General features: G+C 59.7%; 14 protein-coding genes and 1 pseudogene. 4 read left to right on the plus strand and 11 right to left on the minus strand.

The window, feature by feature from the left end; translation table 11 throughout:
- Positions 1-51: 51 nt before the first annotated feature.
- From LJ360_RS17155 to LJ360_RS17165, 3 genes are read left to right on the plus strand one after another with little or no spacing between them, the layout of a single operon-like run.
- Positions 52-1,401, plus strand: a complete 1,350-nt coding sequence (locus LJ360_RS17155) for a hypothetical protein (protein ID WP_264994519.1) — start codon at positions 52-54, stop codon at positions 1,399-1,401.
- An 8-nt stretch (positions 1,402-1,409) separates the two neighbouring features.
- Positions 1,410-2,183: an SDR family NAD(P)-dependent oxidoreductase gene (locus tag LJ360_RS17160; RefSeq protein ID WP_264994520.1), complete on the plus strand. Its 774-nt coding sequence runs from the start codon at positions 1,410-1,412 to the stop codon at positions 2,181-2,183.
- 51 nt (positions 2,184-2,234) lie between these two features.
- Positions 2,235-3,395, plus strand: a complete 1,161-nt coding sequence (locus LJ360_RS17165; RefSeq protein WP_264994521.1) for a C4-dicarboxylate TRAP transporter substrate-binding protein — start codon at positions 2,235-2,237, stop codon at positions 3,393-3,395.
- A 51-nt stretch (positions 3,396-3,446) separates the two neighbouring features.
- Here the strand turns inward: LJ360_RS17165 and dctP are convergent, their stop codons facing one another.
- The 8 genes and pseudogenes from dctP to LJ360_RS17205 all read right to left on the minus strand — a co-directional run bounded on the left by dctP (position 3,447) and on the right by LJ360_RS17205 (position 12,783).
- Positions 3,447-4,211, minus strand: coding sequence for a TRAP transporter substrate-binding protein DctP (gene dctP / locus LJ360_RS17170; RefSeq protein WP_264994522.1), 765 nt, complete (start codon positions 4,209-4,211; stop codon positions 3,447-3,449).
- Between the two features lie 204 nt (positions 4,212-4,415).
- Positions 4,416-5,740 (minus strand): annotated as a pseudogene (locus LJ360_RS17175) (IS1182 family transposase).
- A 25-nt stretch (positions 5,741-5,765) separates the two neighbouring features.
- Positions 5,766-6,188: a hypothetical protein gene (locus tag LJ360_RS17180; protein ID WP_264994523.1), complete on the minus strand. Its 423-nt coding sequence runs from the start codon at positions 6,186-6,188 to the stop codon at positions 5,766-5,768.
- 156 nt (positions 6,189-6,344) lie between these two features.
- The gene (locus LJ360_RS17185; RefSeq protein WP_264994524.1) at positions 6,345-7,112 is read right to left on the minus strand and encodes an SDR family oxidoreductase; all 768 of its coding nucleotides are present in this window, start codon (positions 7,110-7,112) and stop codon (positions 6,345-6,347) included.
- A 3-nt stretch (positions 7,113-7,115) separates the two neighbouring features.
- The gene (locus LJ360_RS17190) at positions 7,116-8,111 is read right to left on the minus strand and encodes an NADPH:quinone oxidoreductase family protein (RefSeq protein ID WP_091854829.1); all 996 of its coding nucleotides are present in this window, start codon (positions 8,109-8,111) and stop codon (positions 7,116-7,118) included.
- Positions 8,112-8,285: 174 nt separating this feature from the next.
- Complete coding sequence (locus LJ360_RS17195; RefSeq protein ID WP_264994525.1) at positions 8,286-9,065, minus strand: enoyl-CoA hydratase/isomerase family protein; 780 nt, start codon at positions 9,063-9,065, stop codon at positions 8,286-8,288.
- Positions 9,066-9,083: 18 nt separating this feature from the next.
- Positions 9,084-11,090: an acetyl/propionyl/methylcrotonyl-CoA carboxylase subunit alpha gene (locus LJ360_RS17200; RefSeq protein WP_264994526.1), complete on the minus strand. Its 2,007-nt coding sequence runs from the start codon at positions 11,088-11,090 to the stop codon at positions 9,084-9,086.
- 70 nt (positions 11,091-11,160) lie between these two features.
- Positions 11,161-12,783 (minus strand): acyl-CoA carboxylase subunit beta, encoded by a 1,623-nt coding sequence (locus LJ360_RS17205; protein ID WP_264994527.1) that lies wholly within the window; start codon positions 12,781-12,783, stop codon positions 11,161-11,163.
- A 202-nt stretch (positions 12,784-12,985) separates the two neighbouring features.
- On the opposite strand from LJ360_RS17205, the gene LJ360_RS17210 reads away from it, so the two are divergent.
- The gene (locus LJ360_RS17210) at positions 12,986-13,630 is read left to right on the plus strand and encodes a glutathione S-transferase family protein (RefSeq protein WP_264994528.1); all 645 of its coding nucleotides are present in this window, start codon (positions 12,986-12,988) and stop codon (positions 13,628-13,630) included.
- Between the two features lie 75 nt (positions 13,631-13,705).
- Here the strand turns inward: LJ360_RS17210 and LJ360_RS17215 are convergent, their stop codons facing one another.
- From LJ360_RS17215 to LJ360_RS17225, 3 genes are all read right to left on the minus strand, one after another.
- Entirely contained in the window at positions 13,706-14,575 is an 870-nt protein-coding gene (locus LJ360_RS17215) for an alpha/beta fold hydrolase (RefSeq protein ID WP_264994529.1), read from the minus strand.
- 173 nt (positions 14,576-14,748) lie between these two features.
- The gene (locus LJ360_RS17220) at positions 14,749-15,909 is read right to left on the minus strand and encodes a C4-dicarboxylate TRAP transporter substrate-binding protein (RefSeq protein WP_264994530.1); all 1,161 of its coding nucleotides are present in this window, start codon (positions 15,907-15,909) and stop codon (positions 14,749-14,751) included.
- A 53-nt stretch (positions 15,910-15,962) separates the two neighbouring features.
- Positions 15,963-17,765 (minus strand): acyclic terpene utilization AtuA family protein, encoded by a 1,803-nt coding sequence (locus tag LJ360_RS17225; RefSeq protein WP_264994531.1) that lies wholly within the window; start codon positions 17,763-17,765, stop codon positions 15,963-15,965.
- Positions 17,766-17,791: the final 26 nt, after the last annotated feature.

Here is a 17,791-nt window from a genome sequence, read left to right on the forward strand (position 1 = left end):
TCACTTGTCCTCCATTTGAACCGTCTGAATACCTCCGGGGAGGCTCTGACCATGTCCAGACAATTTACCCAGCAGCAGATCGACGACCTGACCCTTCCCTTTGAAGAGCATGCGCTGGACGCGCTATTGGCGGACGACCTGGATTCTGTCCGGAGCTGGCTTGACCGGATGGCCCAGGGCCACGCCGGGCTTGATGCCCTCTCGGCCCATGCCCTGGCCCGGAAAATGGGCAAGCTCAGACAAGACTTTGGCGAAGCCGAGGCCCGTCGGCTACTGGAAGTCATCGGCCGGCAACTGATGAAAACCTGGCATGCCCAGTTGCGCGAAGGTGACGAGAAAGGTGCTTTCGCTGACCTGGTCAGCATCTATCGATACCAGGGCGACGCCCACTTAAATGCATTACAGGAAACCGACGACGAGGTGACCCTGGACCTGGCACCCTGCGGCAGCGGCGGCAAGCTCGACCGGCAGGGGCTGCCCGACCGCCATCCTGACTGGTACGGACGCTGGAGCGATGGCATCAGCACCTTCTGCCAGGGCTGCAAGGCCTGCCAGCGGGCCCTTAACGAGTCCCTTGGCGAGGACGTCTGGACCACCGAAAAGGGCGAGGATGGCCATTGCCGCATGCGCTTCCGCAAGCGTAGCAGCCAGGGAAGCCGCCTGTTCACGGACCAGGAGCTTGAGACCCTGCCGAAAACCCGGGTCCAGCTGGCCCGGGAAAAGCTGGACGCCGGCGAGACCGACATTGAACCGCTGCTCAGGGGACAGCGCAAGGAATGGCAGCCATGGCATGACTTCGGTGTGGTCTGGCTGGAGTATTTCTACGCCACGGCACTCGATAAGGGCGGCGCTGACTACCTGGACGAAATGCTGGCCCAGACTTACGAACCGGCCTTTGACGCCGGATTCCCCCGTTACAGTGCCTTGAGCGACCAGGAGCTGCTTGAAGAAGTTGCCAAGACCTGGAACTACCACTGCGCGGATTTTTCGGTAACGGAAGAAGATGACCGTTTCGTATTCCGGCTCGACCCCTGTGGCAGTGGCGGGCGACTGTTCCGGGGTGAGATGTGGCGGGACATGTTCCACTATGGGGAGCCGCTTTCGCCGACCATGGCCGAACCCCACAACATCAACTTCAACCGTCACCAGGCGCCGACCTACTGCACCCACTGTGCAGCCTCGAACCGTGCCCAGCTCAAGGACGGACCTGAAGGCTCCAACCCCAGATTCTTCGTTATCGACGGACACGCCCAGCAGAGACCTGGCCAGGCCTGCCGCCAGTTCAGCTACAAGAAAAACGCCGACCGGGCCGCCATGGACCCTGCGCTGCCGGCGCAGATCGGTCTGGACTGGACATCCGCCGACCGGGCGATACCCGCTCGCAACCTGGAGAACAAGTGATGATATCAATGGCAGGAAAGACCGCCCTGATCACCGGTGGATCAAGGGGACTGGGACGGGCCGCTGCAAACCGGCTGGCCGAACTGGGTGCCAATATTGCCATCCTGGACATTGATGACCAGGCCGCCGCCACGGTAGAGGAAGTGCGCTTGCTGGGACGCAGGGCAACCTATCGCAAGACCGACGTGTCCAGCAACGAGGCAGTGCGGGAGGCCGTGGCATCCGTTGAGGGAGAACTCGGCCACATTGACATCCTGGTCAATAACGCCGGTATCGTGAAGAACATTGCTCCTATCAGCCGTATGGCACCGGAAGCCTGGCAGAGGGAACTGGGAGTAAACCTCAGCGGCCCCTTCAACCTGATCCAGGCCATTGCCCCCGGCATGGCCGAGCGAGGATGGGGCCGTATTGTGAATATCTCCTCGGCAGCGGCCCGCGGTGGCCTGTTTAACCAGGCCGGGTACGCCGCTTCCAAGGCCGGCGTGCTGGGACTGACCCAGAACGTCACCCTTGAGTTTGCGGGCAAGGGCGTTACCTGCAACGCCATTCTTCCCGGCGTCATCGGCACCGAGAATGTCATGGCCATGCCACAGGAAATCTTTGACCAGGCCGTCCGCCTGGTTCCCACCGGCCGTGTTGGTGAACCTGAAGAAGTGGCAAACCTGATTGCCTTCCTGTGTTCGGACCTGGCCGGCTATATCAACGGCGTCGACATTCTGATCGATGGCGGCGCTGCACTGAACACCGTAGTTCTGGGGAGCCGTAAAGCCCTGAAATCCTGACCAGGGAAAACCTGACCTGCGGTACAACAACGACAATAACGGAGGCAAACCATGCCTGTATCCCCCCGATTCCGAAAAGCCCTTCTCCCGATCGCCCTGGCCAGCGGCCTTGCTGTCACCATGACCGGCCAGGCGAAGGAACTCAGCTATGCACTGGGCTTCCCGCCCAACTCTGCCGCAGATGATGCGGCGACCACTTTCGCCAACAAGCTGGCAGAGGAAACCGGTGGCGAGGTAACCGCCAAGAACTACGCCATGTCACTGCTGAACCTCGCCGAGATGTCCGACGGCGTCCGGGACGGCATCGCCGATATCGGTAACGTGCTGACACCCTATTTCCCGAGGCAGTACCCCCACGCCAACATGGCTGCCGAGCTGACCATGCTGCTGGCACTGGACTCCCGGGCAAAGGGGCGCCAGGGCATGGCCTATGCCGGTGTCATGGGTGAGTTTCTGCTGCTGAACTGCGCGGACTGCGTACAGGACTTTATCAACCAGGGCCAGATCTACCTGCCCATGGGGGCAACACCGGAGTACCAGTTGCTCTGTACCAGCCCCATCGAGACACCCGAAGACCTGAAAGGCAAACGGCTGCGGGTTGCCGGGGCCCAGTGGTCACGATGGGCTTCCCACTTTGGGGCAACCAGCGTTTCCCTGTCCGGTAATGAGGTCTACGAGGCACTGGAACAGGGCGTGGTGGACTGTACGGTTCAGTCCAACCCGGAACTTGGCAACTTCGGACTCAAGGATGTGGTGACTGACATCACCGTGGGCATACCTGGTGGTGTTTTTTCCGGCGGATCGGTCAGTGTCGGCCTTTCCCCGTGGCAGGATCTCTCTGCCGAACATCGCGAGGATTTGCTCAAGGCAGTCAGCCACCTGATGGCCGACATGACCTGGCGCTACCAGACCTATGGCGACCGGGATTTCAAGGAAGCGAGGGAGAGCGGGGTCAATATCCACCAGCCCTCCGAAGCGCTGGTTGAGGCTTCCCGCGATTTCGTCAGGGAAGACATCCCGCGGATCGCCAGCAATTACACCGAGCAATATGGCATGACCAATGCCGATGCCAAGATCGAAACACTTCGTCCCATTGTGGAGAAGTGGGTCAAACTGATGGACGAGGCCAAACTGGAAGACGCCGAGGACCTGGCGGCTATTTACTGGGAGGAGATTCTCTCAAAGGTTGATGTCGAGACCTACGGCCAGTAAGTAACATCCCCTGTTCCAGTTCCTGTACGAGCCGGAACAGGGGGCGTTTTTTTACAGGCCGTGACTACTCACGTCCACCTTGGAAAACACTTCCTCCCAGTACAGATCCGCAAGTGAATCAACACTGTCAATTTCCTGGACCAGCTCAACCCACTTATCGAGTATTGGCCTGAAGTCGGAGAGCATCTCCGCACTGCGCTCAACACCGTACTTTTCAGAGTAATGTGTGGCCAGGGTATCCATATCCTGTTCGATAAAGGTCTGGGTTACCTCTACCAGTTCGTCATCCGCGTCGTGAAAACCCACACCACGCTCCCGAAGTCCATCGAGCACTTCGTCTTCCCGCTGGTGATAGACAAACGGAATCTGAGCAGCCTCTACGGTTGCGGCATGCAGCATGGCCCGGCGCTGATCCTCGGTCAGACTACGCCATACATCGGCGTTAACATTGGTTCCGGCCGTCGTGAAAATACCACCGGGTACGGCCATTGTGATATCAGTAACGGCTTCTGTCAGACCGAAATTATGAATCTCCGGAGCCGACAATACTATGCAATCCACCACACCCTGGCTCAGCGCTTCATTCATTTCATTGGCCGACATGGTTATACCAACTCCACCCACAGACTCCACCCAGCGCGACCAATTGCCAGCTCCGACCCGCATACGCTTGCCCTTGAGGTCATCGAGACTTTTAACGGGGGTCCGACACACCAGGCCATAGGAGGAGCCTCCGGTCTGTCCGGTGTAGACCTGGTTCTGTTCGGCAAACTCTTCGTTACACTCAGGGCAATGGTTGAAAACGAACTCTGACATGGCGCCAATGTAGGCTAGGAGTCTGCGCGGCAGAAACGTTTTGAGCCCTCGTTTCCGCCAGACCGGATCATTGTCTGGCCGGAAGGAGTGTTCGCGATATCGGATCGGCTCCATCATCGCTTTCGATCCAGCCAGTTAACCGGTTAAAGGGGCATCGCAGGGCCCCAGCTGTACCTACCGTGAGCCAAAGGCTGCCTCAGCGACTTATGCCAGCCTCATCAGTGAACTCATGCGCCTGAGATTGAGCGACAGACAGACAAGATCCCATTCACCCTGCACCGCCTGAAGGCCCCGCAAGCCGAACTGCCGGAAGCCCAGGACATTCTTGATCCAGCCATTCACCGCCTCAACCATGTGCTTGCGCTGAGCGTAGACTGCTCGCCCCTCCGCCGTGGTAAGCTTCTCCTCCATGCGGGCCGTCGCCGGGTACCGGCTCGCGTTTATATCTCCGGTTTTTTGCCTTCCCGGCGCAGCGAGACGTAGCCATCTATGCCTTTTGTCTCCAATGCCTGCAAGTCTTCCTCTTTGCGATAACCCGCATCAGCCAGACATTGGCCCGGGTAACTTCCCAGAGTTTCTTTTACCTCGCCCAGCAGCGGCACCAGACAGCCGTTATCACTGGGGTTGTTACCCTGGCGGTTGCCCACGATGATCTGGAACTCGCCATCCACGGCCAGTTGGCCGTTATAGCATTGCTGGAACCCATCATTCGTTTTCATGATCCGGCTTTGGGGGTCGGTAAAGTTACTCTGAGCCTTGTCCTCCGGAACTCCATAATCTCTCTTGAAGTTCCGGCCACCCTTGGGTGAGCGGCGATCATCGTCTGGATGCCGGCCTTTGGCCTCATCTTGCGTTTTTTGATCCGCTTCCAGTTTCTCCTTCGCTGCCCGGATCTTGTCCAGCCGCCCCTGACGGTGCTGAAGCTCTTCGGGTAACTCGTCGCCCCGCTGATCCGGGCCAAACTGTTGGTCTTCCGATTCATCCACACGGCGAGCCTGGCCACAAAGCTCATCAACCTCTTTTGACAGACGGGCTTCTTCCTCCCGCATGCGGTCATAGCTCATGGCCTTGTGCTTACTGGCGTTGGCCCGGACCTTGGTGCCATCAATCGCCAGCGTACCGAGAGTAACCAATTCCGCTTCCTGGGCGATCCGGACCACCTGAATAAATACGGCCTTGAACGCAGCCAGGTGTTGCTTGCGAAAATCGCAGATAGTGCGGTGTCTGGGGAAATTGCCAGCCGCCAGGACCCGAAGGGCGACATCTTCTTCCAACTTCCGGGCGATCTTTCGTGATGAAAACACGCCGGTCGCGTACGCATAGATCAACACCTTCAACATCATCCGCGGATCGAAAGGCGAGTTGCGCCGACCGCTCCCTTCATACCGGGCGTAGAAGGCACTCAGATCCAGTTCCTCGACCACGTCACTGATGAAATAGGCCAGATGCCCTTCGGGCAGCCACTCGTTCAGGCTCGGGGGAAGAAGCAGTTCCTGATCAGGTGAATAGGGGCGGAAGGTGGTTCCCATCGGATTCTCCGGTGCTGAAGAATTTTTACGTATTATGCCAGAAGGTGGCTCCTGCCGCGCAGACTCCTAGTCCCTCTTTTCCAACGATCTTGTCGCCATACAACCGTAACAACATTGAAGACTCAGAGAGCAGGTTGGTGTGGGGGTATTCCGCGGGGAAATAGGGGGTAAGCACAAACCCAATATCGGCGATACCATCCCTTAGGCCAGCCGAGGTCTCGGCCATGTTCAGCAGAGACATGGCATACACCTTCACTGACAGCTCTCCGTTCGAATATTCTCCGACCGCATCGGCATAGGCCTGCCCGGCATCCACCACGAACGACCCAGGCGGGTGTCCCATCGCATAACGCAGCTCCCGGGTTTCCGAGACCGCAGGTCCGGCAAGCACCCCACCGATCAACGGGATAGCAGTCAGGCCGATCACTGATTTCAACAGCTTGTTCATCACGTGCTCCTAAGGTTTGGGCATTATCGTTATTGTTCCGGACTCAGCCGGGGACCTTTCAGGACACTCGCTACTTCTTTCTTTTTGTTTTATCGAATGCTTATTCAGGTAACTGTTGGTATGAATGCCTCCTCTTTGTCATGGGACGAAGGTTGATCAATCTGCCCTCGCATGCAGCTTCTGCATACCCCGCAGCCAGCGGTCAATATCCTCTGCCTTGGACTGGTAGTAGGTCAGCACTTCCTCGTGGGGCAGGATCAGGAAACGCTCGTCTCGGAGACCATCCACGACGGTCTGGGCAACATCGTCAGCGGTCAGTTCATGCCCGCCGGACATCAGCTCCTGCCGTACCTCGGAAGCGCTGCGAAACATCGGGGTGTCGACAGCGCCCGGGCACAGGCAGCTGACACCGATACCCCGCGCGCCATAGGTGATGGCAAGCCATTCCGCGAAGCTGACGGCAGCATGCTTGGTGACCGCATAGGGTGCGTCAAACTGGGACAGCAGACCGGCAGCGGATGCGGTGTTCAGCAAGTATCCGCTGCCCCGTTCCAGCATGCGGGGTACCAGCGTACGCGCAGCATGCACATGGGCCATCAGGTTGACGTCCCAGGTCTGGTTCCAGACTTCGTCCGGCAGTTCGATACCGCCCGGAACCGCGATGCCCGCATTGGAGCAGAACAGGTCAACCGGGCCATACTGAGCTGTGGCCACATCCACAACCCGCTCAATATCGGCAGCAACGCTGACATCCACCTGCACCGCCAAGCCGGCGATCTCCTTCGCAACCTGGCTTGCTGCTTCGATGTCCCGGTCGGCAACCACCACGCCCCTGGCACCTTCCGCCGCAAATCGACGAGCCATTGCCGCTCCGATACCACTGGCCCCACCGGTTACAACGACGACCTTACCGTTCAGCTCCATGGCTCAGCCTCCATCGCGCCCGCGTTCGGTATAGACAATCAGCTTGCCGGTAGCCCTGCGCTCCTTCAGGTCGATCAGCGCCCTTGCGGTATCCTCCAGTGGATAGCGTGCGGTGATCCGAGGGTTGATACGGCCGTCGGCAAGCCAGCCGGTCAGTTCGTCCATCAGTTCACGGAACCGTGCGGGCTCCCTGTCCTGGAAGGCGCCATAGAAGACGCCCACCAGTGAGCAGCCCTTGAGCAGGGTCAGATTCAGGGGTAGTTTCGGGATGTCCCCGGTGGTAAAGCCGATCACCAGGAAGCGACCGTTCCAGGCCATACCCCGCAAGGCTGGCTCACTGTATTCACCACCCACCGGATCGTAGACCACATCCACACCACGTCCGTCTGTCAGCTCCCGGATGCGATCCCGAAGATCTTCGCTGCTGTAATTAATGGTTTCGTCGGCGCCGTGGTTGCGGCAAATTTCCAGCTTTTCGTCGGTGGAGGCAGCAGCGATGACACGGGCACCCATCACCTTGCCCAGTTCGATGGCCGACAGGCCGGTACCACCCGCGGCCCCCAGCACCAGCAGGGTTTCACCGGGCTGCAGGTGGGCCCGGTCCTTGAGAGCATAGTGGGTCGTACCATAGGTGATAACCAGCGCTGCACCAGCGTCCATGCTGACGCCATCCGGAAGTCGCACGACCTTGCTGGCTGCCACAGGTGCCTCCTCGGCAAATCCGCCCCAGCCCGGGATACCGATAACCCGGTCGCCGGGAGCAAAGCCTTCAACACCGGCTCCGACGGATTTGATGGTTCCGGCCACCTCTCCCCCGGGAACAAAGGGAAACGGCCTCTTGAACTGGTACTTGCCCTCGATGATCAGGGTGTCGGGAAAATTGGCGGCACAGGAGTGTACCGAGATAATCACCTCACCTTCGGACGGCTCAAGGGATGGCACATCTTCCAGGGTCAGCGCTTCGGGCGGACCGTATTGCTTGCATAGAACCGCTTTCATGTTGTGATTGTCCCTGTTGCACGTTTTGGATAGTAGCTTTCGACTCTAGGCCGCTATGGGGTGGGGTTCTTGTGCTGACTGGCTACGCAGGACGAAAATAAAAAACCCCACGCAGAGGTGGGGTAAGAGTCGCTCAAGAGAACATCCAACAACCTGAATGACTATCGTCTTCTATCAGCGCCCGGGCCAGCGGGGGGCACGCTTTTCGTTAAACGCTGCCATACCCTCCTTTGCATCCTCGGTCAGGGTCATGGTAGCGAGCTGGGTTTCGGTATAGGCAATGGCCTGTTCGAAGCTCATATCCTCAATGGCCTTCATGGCGTACTTGCCTCGGCGAATGGCGGTGGGAGACTTGTCCGTCAGGCGACTGATCAGCCAGTCCACCTTGGCATCCAGTTCCTCCGGCGCCACTACATGGTTCAGCAAGCCATGCTGACGGGCTTCGTCGGCAGTGAACGGCTCTCCGGTGAGGGTCCATTCCCGCAGCACGCGCCGCGGTACCAGGCGCTGCATCAGGCTAAGTACCTGCATGGGAAACAGACCGACTTTCACCTCCGGCAGGCCAAATTTCACGTTGCTGTGGGCTACTGCCATATCACCCATGCAGAGCAGGCCCATGCCGCCCGCCATACAGACGCCATTGACCCGTACGATACAGGGCGTGGTGGTATTCACCGCCAGCCGGAACAGGTCCGCGTACTCTGCATTGGGTTTTGAATAATCGAAGGCGAAACCCTGGCCCGGCTGCAGGTCACCGCCAGCACAGAACGCCTTTTCACCAGCGGCTGTGAGTACGATCACCCGGATCTCGGGATCCGATTCTGCTTTCAGATAGCCCTCACGAATCCGGGCAATCACGTCATTGTTGATAGCATTGCGTTTTTCGGGCCGGTTGATGGTGATCCACAGGGCCGGCCCCTTCTGTTCCAGCAAGACCGCTTCTTGTTCAGACATCATGGCTCTCCTGGTTGATCAGTTGCTTTCAGCAGGGGTAGCTGTTTCGGCCGGGATAACCTCGGCAATCACCTTGCCAGCGGTGACCTGTTCACCTTCGCTGACCGTGAGCGACACAATCGTTCCTGCCACTGCCGCCACGTGGACGTGTTCCATCTTCATGGCTTCCAGCACAACCACCGGCTGGCCAGCCTCGACCGTATCGCCCTCACCGGCATGCAGGGCTACCACCCGTCCGTTCATGGAGGCGCGGATGACGCCATCACCGGCTTCATCCCCGGCAACGGCAGCCTCATGGGTATGGTCATCCACACGGTAGGAGTGACCGCGGTAGCGCAGGTAGAGGCGGGAACCGGCACGAATCATCTCGGCGGTTTCTGACAAGCCCTCGCAGGTGAACCGCACCCGGGCACCGTCCACGGCATCCAGCGTCAATTCAGCGGCGGCGTCGTCCAGCTGAATCCGGAAGGTGCCATTACCCTGATTGCTCACCCGCGCGTCAGCGGCTTCCCCGCCAACACTGAAGCGGAAGATGATCGGCAGGCGATGGGTAATGGTGCTGATCGAGCCACCGTAGCTACCCTGTGCGTCGGTGGTATAGAGCAGCACGGCGGCCAGTAACCGGGCCCGGTCATCGGCGCCCTGGTCCCTTGCCAGCAGTTCATCCTGGTGGTTATCAACGAAGGCCGTGGTCGCCTCCCCCTGGATAAAGGTGGGGTGCTCCAGGCAGGCGCTCAGAAAAGCCTGGTTGGTTTCCACGCCCAGTGCCGTAGCGTCCTTCAATCCGCTGACCAGGCGACGGCGGGCCTCTTCCCGGTCCGCCCCGGTGCTGATCAGCTTGGCGATCATGGAATCGTAGAAAGGCGGGATCTCGGAACCGGACTCCACCGCATCTTCTACCCGCAGGGTGTCAGGCATGTGCCACAGCGCCATGGTGCCACTCTGGGGCATAAACCCTTCGCTGGGGCTTTCTGCGCACAGACGCACTTCAATGGAGTGACCCTTCAGCACGATATCGTCCTGGCTCAGGGGCAGCGGCTGACCGGCGGCGACCCGCAGCTGCAGCTCTACCAGGTCCAGTCCGGTGATGGACTCGGTTACCGGGTGCTCCACCTGCAGGCGGGTGTTCATCTCCATGAAATAGAAATTGCCATCCTGGTCCAGCAGGAATTCCAGGGTGCCGGCCCCCTCGTAATGGATGGCCTTGACTGCGGTAACGGCGGTCTCGCCCATCCGTGCCCGCAACTCCGGCGACACCGCCGGTGACGGTGCTTCTTCCACCACCTTCTGGTGACGGCGCTGGATGGAACAATCCCGCTCTCCGATGTAAACGGCGTTGCCGTAGCGGTCCGCCATGATCTGTATTTCAATATGGCGCGGGTTGATAATCGCCCGCTCCAGGATCACCTCGGGGTCGCCGAAGGCACTTTCCGCCTCGGACCGCGCGCTACGCAGGGCGGCAGGAAAGTCCTCCGCTTTCTCGACCAGTCGCATACCCCGTCCGCCGCCGCCGGCGGTGGCCTTGATCATGATGGGGAAGCCGACGTTGTCCGCTTCCCTGATGAGGCGCCCTTCGTCCTGGTCTTCACCCTGGTAACCGGGCACACAGGGAACGCCCGCGTCCATCATCAGTTGCTTGGCACCCGCCTTGTGACCCATGGAGACAATGGATTCGGCAGACGGGCCCACAAAGATAATACCCGCCTCCTTACAGGCTTTCGGCAGGCCCGGGTTTTCCGCCAGGAAACCATATCCGGGATGGATCGCATCGGCGCCGCTGAGCTTTGCCGCCTCGATAATCCGGTCAATACGCAGATAGGAGTCCGCTGGCAGGTCGCCGCCTATGGCTACGGCCTGGTCAGCAGCCCGAACGTGGCGGGCATTTCTGTCTGCGGATGAATAGACCGCTACGGTCCGGTAACCCAGTTCACGGGCGGAGCGGATAACTCGGAGCGCGATTTCGCCCCGGTTAGCGACCAGCACCTTGGTAAAGGGGGTCGGTTTGATTGCTGTTGTCGTGGTCATGATAGTCAGACACCGTTCTCATTCTTTGGGCGGCCGGCAATACCGGCCGGGTTCCGGGATTCCATCAGGGTCAGGGGCGCGCCACACCAAACTGCATCTTGTGGGGCTCACGCCGCTCTGCGTCACGACAGACCGACAGCACGTAGGACAGTACCGAGCGGGTCTCACGAGGGTCGATGACACCATCATCCAGGAGCCTGGCACTGGTAGTGAACACATCCATCTGGCTCTCGAAGGTGTCTACGATTTTCTTTTCCATGGCGGCGAGCTTGTCGTGATCCACTTCGCCGGTCTTGCGCTTCATGGCCGCTTCGGTGACGTTGGTCATGGTCTTGGCGGCCTGTTCGGCGCCCATGACAGCGGTCTTGGCGTTGGGCCAGGAGAAACAGAACCGGGGCGCGAAGCCTCGTCCGCACATACCGTAGTTACCCGCCCCGAAGGAGGCACCGCAGTATATGGTGATCTGGGGTACGGTGGCGTTGGTCACAGCCTGGATCATCTTGGAGCCGTGCTTGATGATGCCAGCCTGCTCGTATTCCTTGCCCACCATGAAGCCGGTGGTGTTGTTCAAGTAAAGAATCGGGGTCTGGGACTGGCAGCAAGCCTGGATAAAGTGGGTGGCCTTGGTGGCCCCCGCCGGGTCAATGGGGCCGTTATTGGTGATAATGCCCACCGGCAGGCCCTCCACCTTGGCATGGCCACAAACCGTGGATGAGCCATAGTTCGCGCCAAACTCCAGGAAATAAGAGTCATCTACGATACGGGCAATCACCTCTTTCATATCCACCGGACGCTTGTAGTCCATAGGCATGACGCCCAGCAGTTCTTCCCGGTCATAGCGGGGTGCCTGGAAGGCGCGTGGCTTGTCTTCCGGCAGTTCGCCATCCCAGTCCAGCTGGGCGACAATCTCGCGTACCATGCGCAGGGCGTCGCGGTCATCTTCTGCCAGGTAGTCTCCCAGCCCGGAGATGCTGGTGTGCATCTCGGCGCCACCCAGTTCTTCTTCAGTGGCGATCTCGCCCGTCGCCGCCTTGAGCAGGGGAGGCCCGGCCAGGAACGCCCTGGAGCGATCACGAACCATGATGATGTAATCCGACAGACCGGTCTGGTAGGCACCGCCTGCGGTGGACGACCCGTGGGTGACGGTGACCACCGGCAGCCCGGCCGCTGACAGGCGGGTCAGGTTGGCAAACAGGGTGCCGCCGTGGATAAACTGGTCCACCTTGTATTTCAGAAGGTTAGCGCCGGCACTCTCCACCAGCTGGACGTATGGCAGTTTGTTTTTGAGGGCCAGTTCCTGGACCCTCAGCTGTTTTTCCAGGCCCATGGCCTGGAGGGCGCCGGCATCAATGCCCGAGTCGTTGGCGGCAATCATCACCCTTACACCGGAAACGTAGCCAATACCGGCAACCACGCCACCGCCAGGCACACTCTGGTCCGGGTCCGGGGTATCAAGGCCATAACCGGCCAGGGTAGACAGTTCCAGGAAGGGAGCGCCAGGGTCCAGTACCAGGGCAATACGCTCTCGTGGCAATAGCTGGCCGCGTTTCTCGAACCGCTCCTTGGAGGCTTCGGACTTGGTTCGGGTGCGGTTTTCCAGTTCGCGGATGCGCTCCAGCAGAGACAGCATGCCCTGCTGGTTTTCCCTGAAGGTGTCGCTGCCAACGGATAGTTTGGACTCGATGACTGCCATACTTGCTATTCCAGGTTCGTGAATTCCTCACTGGCGTTGAACACCAGCGCTTTTTATGGGGCTATGCTGAAAGAATCCTTTGCGCCCGTCTTGTGTGAACTGGCTGGCGCGATTCCGGAGCTGCCCTTTTCTTCAACATAAATTTGATCAAGCGATTGGTCAATACTAGAATCACAAAAAACCAACAAACGGAAAGAAACCTATGATCAAGCTGTACCACTGCATGAGTGCCCGTTCGTTCCGGGCGTTATGGGCACTGGAAGAATTGGGCCTGGACTACGAACTGATGATGCTGCCGTTCCCGCCCCGGATGTTCAAAAAGGAGTACCTGGGCATCAACCCCCTGGGTACCATCCCGGCCTTCTTTGACGGTGACACCTTCATGACGGAGTCATCCGCCATTGCCCAGTACCTGGCGGAGCGCTACGGACAGGGCAAGCTGAACATCCCGGTGGACGATGCCCGTTACGGTGCTTACCTGAACTGGCTGCACTTCGGTGAGGCCACCCTGACCTTCCCCCAGACCCTGGTGCTGCGCTACACCCGCCTGGAGCCGGAAGAACGGCGGGTCTCCCAGGTCGCGGAAGACTATAAGAAGTGGTTCCTCGGAAGGCTGCGGGGCCTGGAAGCCTCACTGGAGAAAACCTCGCCGTGGATCCTGGGTGACACCTTCACCGCAGCAGATATCTCTGTAGCCTACGCACTGATGCTGGCAGAGAACCTGAACATGGAAAACGAGTTTGGCCCCAACACCCGCGCCTACTGGGAGAGGGTCCAGCAGCGTGACGCCTTCAAAAGGGCACTGGAGAGCCAGCAAGAGGCGGCCACAGCCCAGGGTATTTCCTGAACCCCATTCAGGACAGGGAGGGTCGAAAGCCCTCCCTGATAGTCTTCCTGTCAGTCAACGAGGTAACGGAGAGAATCAGGCTGTGGTGCCGCAGCGGCCGGCATCCTGGACTTCCGCCAGGAACTCAAGGATGGCATCGTTGAAGACATCATTCTGGTCACCGGACACCATGTGCCCTGCCCCGCTCACATCAACCGCACGGGCACCAGGAATCAGTTGCAGGAAGTCCTTTACCCCTTCCTCGCTGACCACGTCACTCATCTTGCCCCGTACCAGCAGGGTGGGAACATCGATGCGCCTCGCAGCATCCCGCAACCGCTCCACGTTACGGACAGACCCCGGTGTGCGGTCACCACTGATGAAGGCCGGATCCCAGTGCCAGTAAAGGCGATCGTCTTCCCCTACCCTCAGGTTCTTGCGCAGACCCTCGCTGGAGCGAGGCTTGGCCTTCCGGTGTGGCATATAGGCATTAACAGCCTCCACCACTTCGTCATACGAATCAAAACCGCCAATGTGCGCCGACATGAACTGACGGATGCGCTGCACCCCTTCCGGTTCCATCCTGGGCACAATATCAACCAGCACCAGCCCATCAATCGGCAGGTGTGTCGCCTCCCCGACAGCCAGCAGGGAGCTGATGCCCCCCAGGGATGCACCAATCAGTACCGGAGGGCGCTCCAGGTCGGACAGAATGCCGTGTACATCCTCTACGAAGCGATCGAGGCTGTAGTCACCCTCAGGACACCAGTCGCTTTCACCATGGCCACGCATATCCACGGTCATGGCCCGGTAGCCGTTTCCCGCCAGGGTGCGGGTCAGCTCGCCCCAGGAGTGCCGGGTCTGGCCGCCACCATGAAGCATGACCACAGGCTGATCTTCCGGGTGGCCGGCAACATCAGCGGCAAGCTTGAGTCCCGCTGCGCCGTTCAGGTAGATGCGTTCCATAGATTTTCTCCGGTGTTACGACCCCACCTGTGACACGGCAGGGTATCAATCATCACTGCAAGCTTATCGAGCGCTTGCTATCAAAGTAATGATGATGCCTCAATTACCATCAAAAATGCCAGATAGTTTTGCAACTATCTGGCATTACGGTTACTGAATGAAGGTCAGGGCCCTTACATCCCGTGAGTGGTCACATCGATCTTCGAGTAGACCTCGTCCCAGTAAAGCTGGGCCAGCTCGTCGTGGGAGTCCACCTCGGTCACCAGGCCAGACCATTTTTCCAGGATCTCCTGGAAGCGAGCCAGCATTTCGGCACTGTTCTCTACGCCGCGCTCGGTTCGATAGAACTCAGCCATCCGTTCCAGGTCGGTACGGACAAAATCCCGGATCTCGGCCAGCAGTTCCGGGTCCGCCTCGTGCAGCTTGGCGCCCCGCTCGTCCCGGATTCGCGCCAGTACTTTCTGCTCACGATCATGGTAGACATAGGGAATCTCGGCGGCGAGGCGGCTTCCTGCCTTCAGAATGGCCTGGCGCTCACTCTCACTCAGCGATTGCCAGGTATCCCGGTTCATATTGGTGGTCGCCGTACCCGCAAAGATACCGCCGGGAATCGACATGGTAATGTCGGTTACATGCTCGAACAGACCCAGGTTGGTCAGCTCTGGCGCCGAAATCACCACGCAGTCCACTACGCCCTGACTCAGCGCTTCAGCCGCCTCGTTGGACGACAGGGTTACCGGTGTGGCACCAAACGCCTGGGCCCAGCGCGACCAGTGAGAGCCGGCCACCCGCAGACGGGCACCTTCCAGCTGTTCACGGTTGGTCACGGGCTTGGTACAGGTCAGTCCATACGGCGAGCTGCCAGCGTTGCTGGTCATGACCTGGTTTTCCTTTTCCATATCCGCCAGGCATTCCGGACAGTTCAGCAGGACATACTCCGCCATGGCACCCACATAGGCGTAACCCTCGCGCCCGCGAAGGGACTCATCCATCAGGTTGATCAGCATGGAGGCTTCCGCCACCAGGTTCATATGGGGGAACTGGTTCGGGAAATAGGGTGTCAGCACGTAACCCATGTCCGCCATGCCGTCCCGGACGCCGCCGGGGGTCTCTGCAAAATTGAGCAGCGACAGGGCGAACACCTTGACGGTCAAGTCACCGTCAGTCAGTTCCGATACCGTTTCAGCAAAGTGCTGCCCGGCAATGTCGGAGTCCGAATTGGGCGGAAACCCCATCGCGTAGGTCAGCTGACGGGCCTGCGCCTGGCCGGCCATAAGCAGGCCGGCAGACAGGACAGTTGCCAGGGTAGTCCGGGCCAGTGTTTTCATTTTCATGATCCATACCTCATTGTTATTTTCAGCCCCGGCAATCGATGTCGCCCGGGAAGTCAGATCAAACCCCAGTTGCGGGCATCCTGTTCCGGCACCGGAATCTCCAGTTCCAGCAAAACCTGGGAGTAGGTTTTCCCCTGTGGATCGAGATGGAGGGAGCTGACACCCCCACCATCCAGGGACTCCGCCAACAGGAAGTTGATGCCGTGAATACCCGGCAACGGATACGCTGTCACCTCGCCCCGTGTCAGCCCGCTGAAACAGGCCTTGACACGCTCAGGGGTCAGGGCAGCGCGAATCACATCGAAATAACGGGAGTCGCGAGCGATCACGCCAATATTGGCGTAGTTGCCCTTGTCGCCACTGCGGGCGACGGCAAGGTCCATCAGTGGCAAGGCGGTTGTGCGGCCCTCCGACAACCGGGGCGACGCCACCGGCGCGGCCGGTTGCGGCTGGCCCTGGCCTCGCAGACTGGCCACCTTCAGGGCAACGGGCTCGCCGCCGACCTTCACGGTTACCGGCACCTGGTCCTTGTCTATCAGTCCCGAGAACAGACTGACGACCGGGCTGGGCCGCGGCCGCCCGGGGGTGACGCCGGTTACCGCTGGCGACATGGATAACGCAGCGCCTACGAACTCCTTGGAGAAAAGCTCCACACCTTCCTTGCGTGGGTGATGGACACCCAGGCGCAGAACGACTTCACGGGCCTGACGCGCTTCCGGCCTGGCCTGGTCGCCGAACATGGCCTCGGCCCCAATCACCTGCAGATCGCTCTTGGTAAATGCCTGCAGGCCCTCTTCCTCCAGCATGGCGGAGGTCCGATTGCGGATTGCCTCGCCCATACGACGAGCCTTGGCAGCTGCATCCCGGCCGACAATCACGAAACTACCGATACAGGTGAAGCCGCCCATATAGGTGGCGCTGACCTTGTAGGTGGGGGTAGGCTCACGGCCCCGGGCACCCTTGATCAGAACCCGGTCCTCGCCCACCTGCTCCATGGTGACCCGGGTGAAGTCACAGATCACATCCGGCAGCACATAGCTGTGGGCATCGCCGATCTCGTACAGCATCTGCTCACCGGCAGTCAATACCGATACCAGGCCACCCGTCTCCGGCGGCTTGGTCAGCACAAAGCTGCCATCGGCGGACACCTCGGCAATGGGGAAACCGGTGTTTTCCCAGCCAGCCTGGGTATCTTCCCAGTCAGTGAAGTTGCCACCACTGGTCTGTGCACCACACTCGATCAGGTGACCCACTAGCCCACCGGCGGCAAGGCGGTCGTAATCCTCGGGCTTCCAGCCAAATTCATGGATCAGGGGCCCCACGGCGAGGGCGCTGTCAACACACCGACCGGTCACCACGATATCGGCTCCGGCATCCAGGGCCGCAGCAATGGGGAAGGCACCCAGATAGGCGTTCACGCTCATGACCTTGTCTGGCATGGGCGCACCGGTTTCCATCTCCCGCAGGTCCTTGCCCCGGAGCTCATCAGCCCGTTCCAGCAGGTTGTCCCCTTCTACCGTACCAATCTTCAGGGTGACACCGGCCTCCTCTGCCACCGCTTCCAGCGCCCGGCGGCAGGCTTCCAGGTTGACACCACCGGCGTTGGCGATGACCTTGATGCGCTTGTCGGCAATGTCCCTGACCCAGGGTTTCATGACCCGCTCGATAAAGTCCGTAGCGTAGCCTGCTTCCGGGTCACGTGAGCGTGCCTTGGCGAGAATCGACATGGTGATTTCCGCCAGGTAGTCCAGGATCAGGTAATCCACGCCACCGTAGCTGATCAGCTGTTTCGGCCCCAGTGCTGTGTCGCCCCAGTACCCGGAGGCACCACCGATTTTGATAACCTTGTCTGACATCTCAACCTCGAATGACTTGATGAAAC

The organism is Marinobacter sp. AN1 (genome assembly GCF_026013985.1).
Taxonomy (GTDB): domain Bacteria; phylum Pseudomonadota; class Gammaproteobacteria; order Pseudomonadales; family Oleiphilaceae; genus Marinobacter; species Marinobacter segnicrescens.

Coding starts and splice junctions, on each gene's coding strand:
- LJ360_RS17155 (WP_264994519.1), top strand. CDS start 52: ATGTCCAGACAATTTACCCAGCAGCAGATCGACGACCTGACCCTTCCC.
- LJ360_RS17160 (WP_264994520.1), top strand. CDS start 1,410: ATGGCAGGAAAGACCGCCCTGATCACCGGTGGATCAAGGGGACTGGGA.
- LJ360_RS17165 (WP_264994521.1), top strand. CDS start 2,235: ATGCCTGTATCCCCCCGATTCCGAAAAGCCCTTCTCCCGATCGCCCTG.
- dctP (WP_264994522.1), bottom strand. CDS start 4,211: ATGTCAGAGTTCGTTTTCAACCATTGCCCTGAGTGTAACGAAGAGTTT.
- LJ360_RS17180 (WP_264994523.1), bottom strand. CDS start 6,188: ATGAACAAGCTGTTGAAATCAGTGATCGGCCTGACTGCTATCCCGTTG.
- LJ360_RS17185 (WP_264994524.1), bottom strand. CDS start 7,112: ATGGAGCTGAACGGTAAGGTCGTCGTTGTAACCGGTGGGGCCAGTGGT.
- LJ360_RS17190 (WP_091854829.1), bottom strand. CDS start 8,111: ATGAAAGCGGTTCTATGCAAGCAATACGGTCCGCCCGAAGCGCTGACC.
- LJ360_RS17195 (WP_264994525.1), bottom strand. CDS start 9,065: ATGTCTGAACAAGAAGCGGTCTTGCTGGAACAGAAGGGGCCGGCCCTG.
- LJ360_RS17200 (WP_264994526.1), bottom strand. CDS start 11,090: ATGACCACGACAACAGCAATCAAACCGACCCCCTTTACCAAGGTGCTG.
- LJ360_RS17205 (WP_264994527.1), bottom strand. CDS start 12,783: ATGGCAGTCATCGAGTCCAAACTATCCGTTGGCAGCGACACCTTCAGG.
- LJ360_RS17210 (WP_264994528.1), top strand. CDS start 12,986: ATGATCAAGCTGTACCACTGCATGAGTGCCCGTTCGTTCCGGGCGTTA.
- LJ360_RS17215 (WP_264994529.1), bottom strand. CDS start 14,575: ATGGAACGCATCTACCTGAACGGCGCAGCGGGACTCAAGCTTGCCGCT.
- LJ360_RS17220 (WP_264994530.1), bottom strand. CDS start 15,909: ATGAAAATGAAAACACTGGCCCGGACTACCCTGGCAACTGTCCTGTCT.
- LJ360_RS17225 (WP_264994531.1), bottom strand. CDS start 17,765: ATGTCAGACAAGGTTATCAAAATCGGTGGTGCCTCCGGGTACTGGGGC.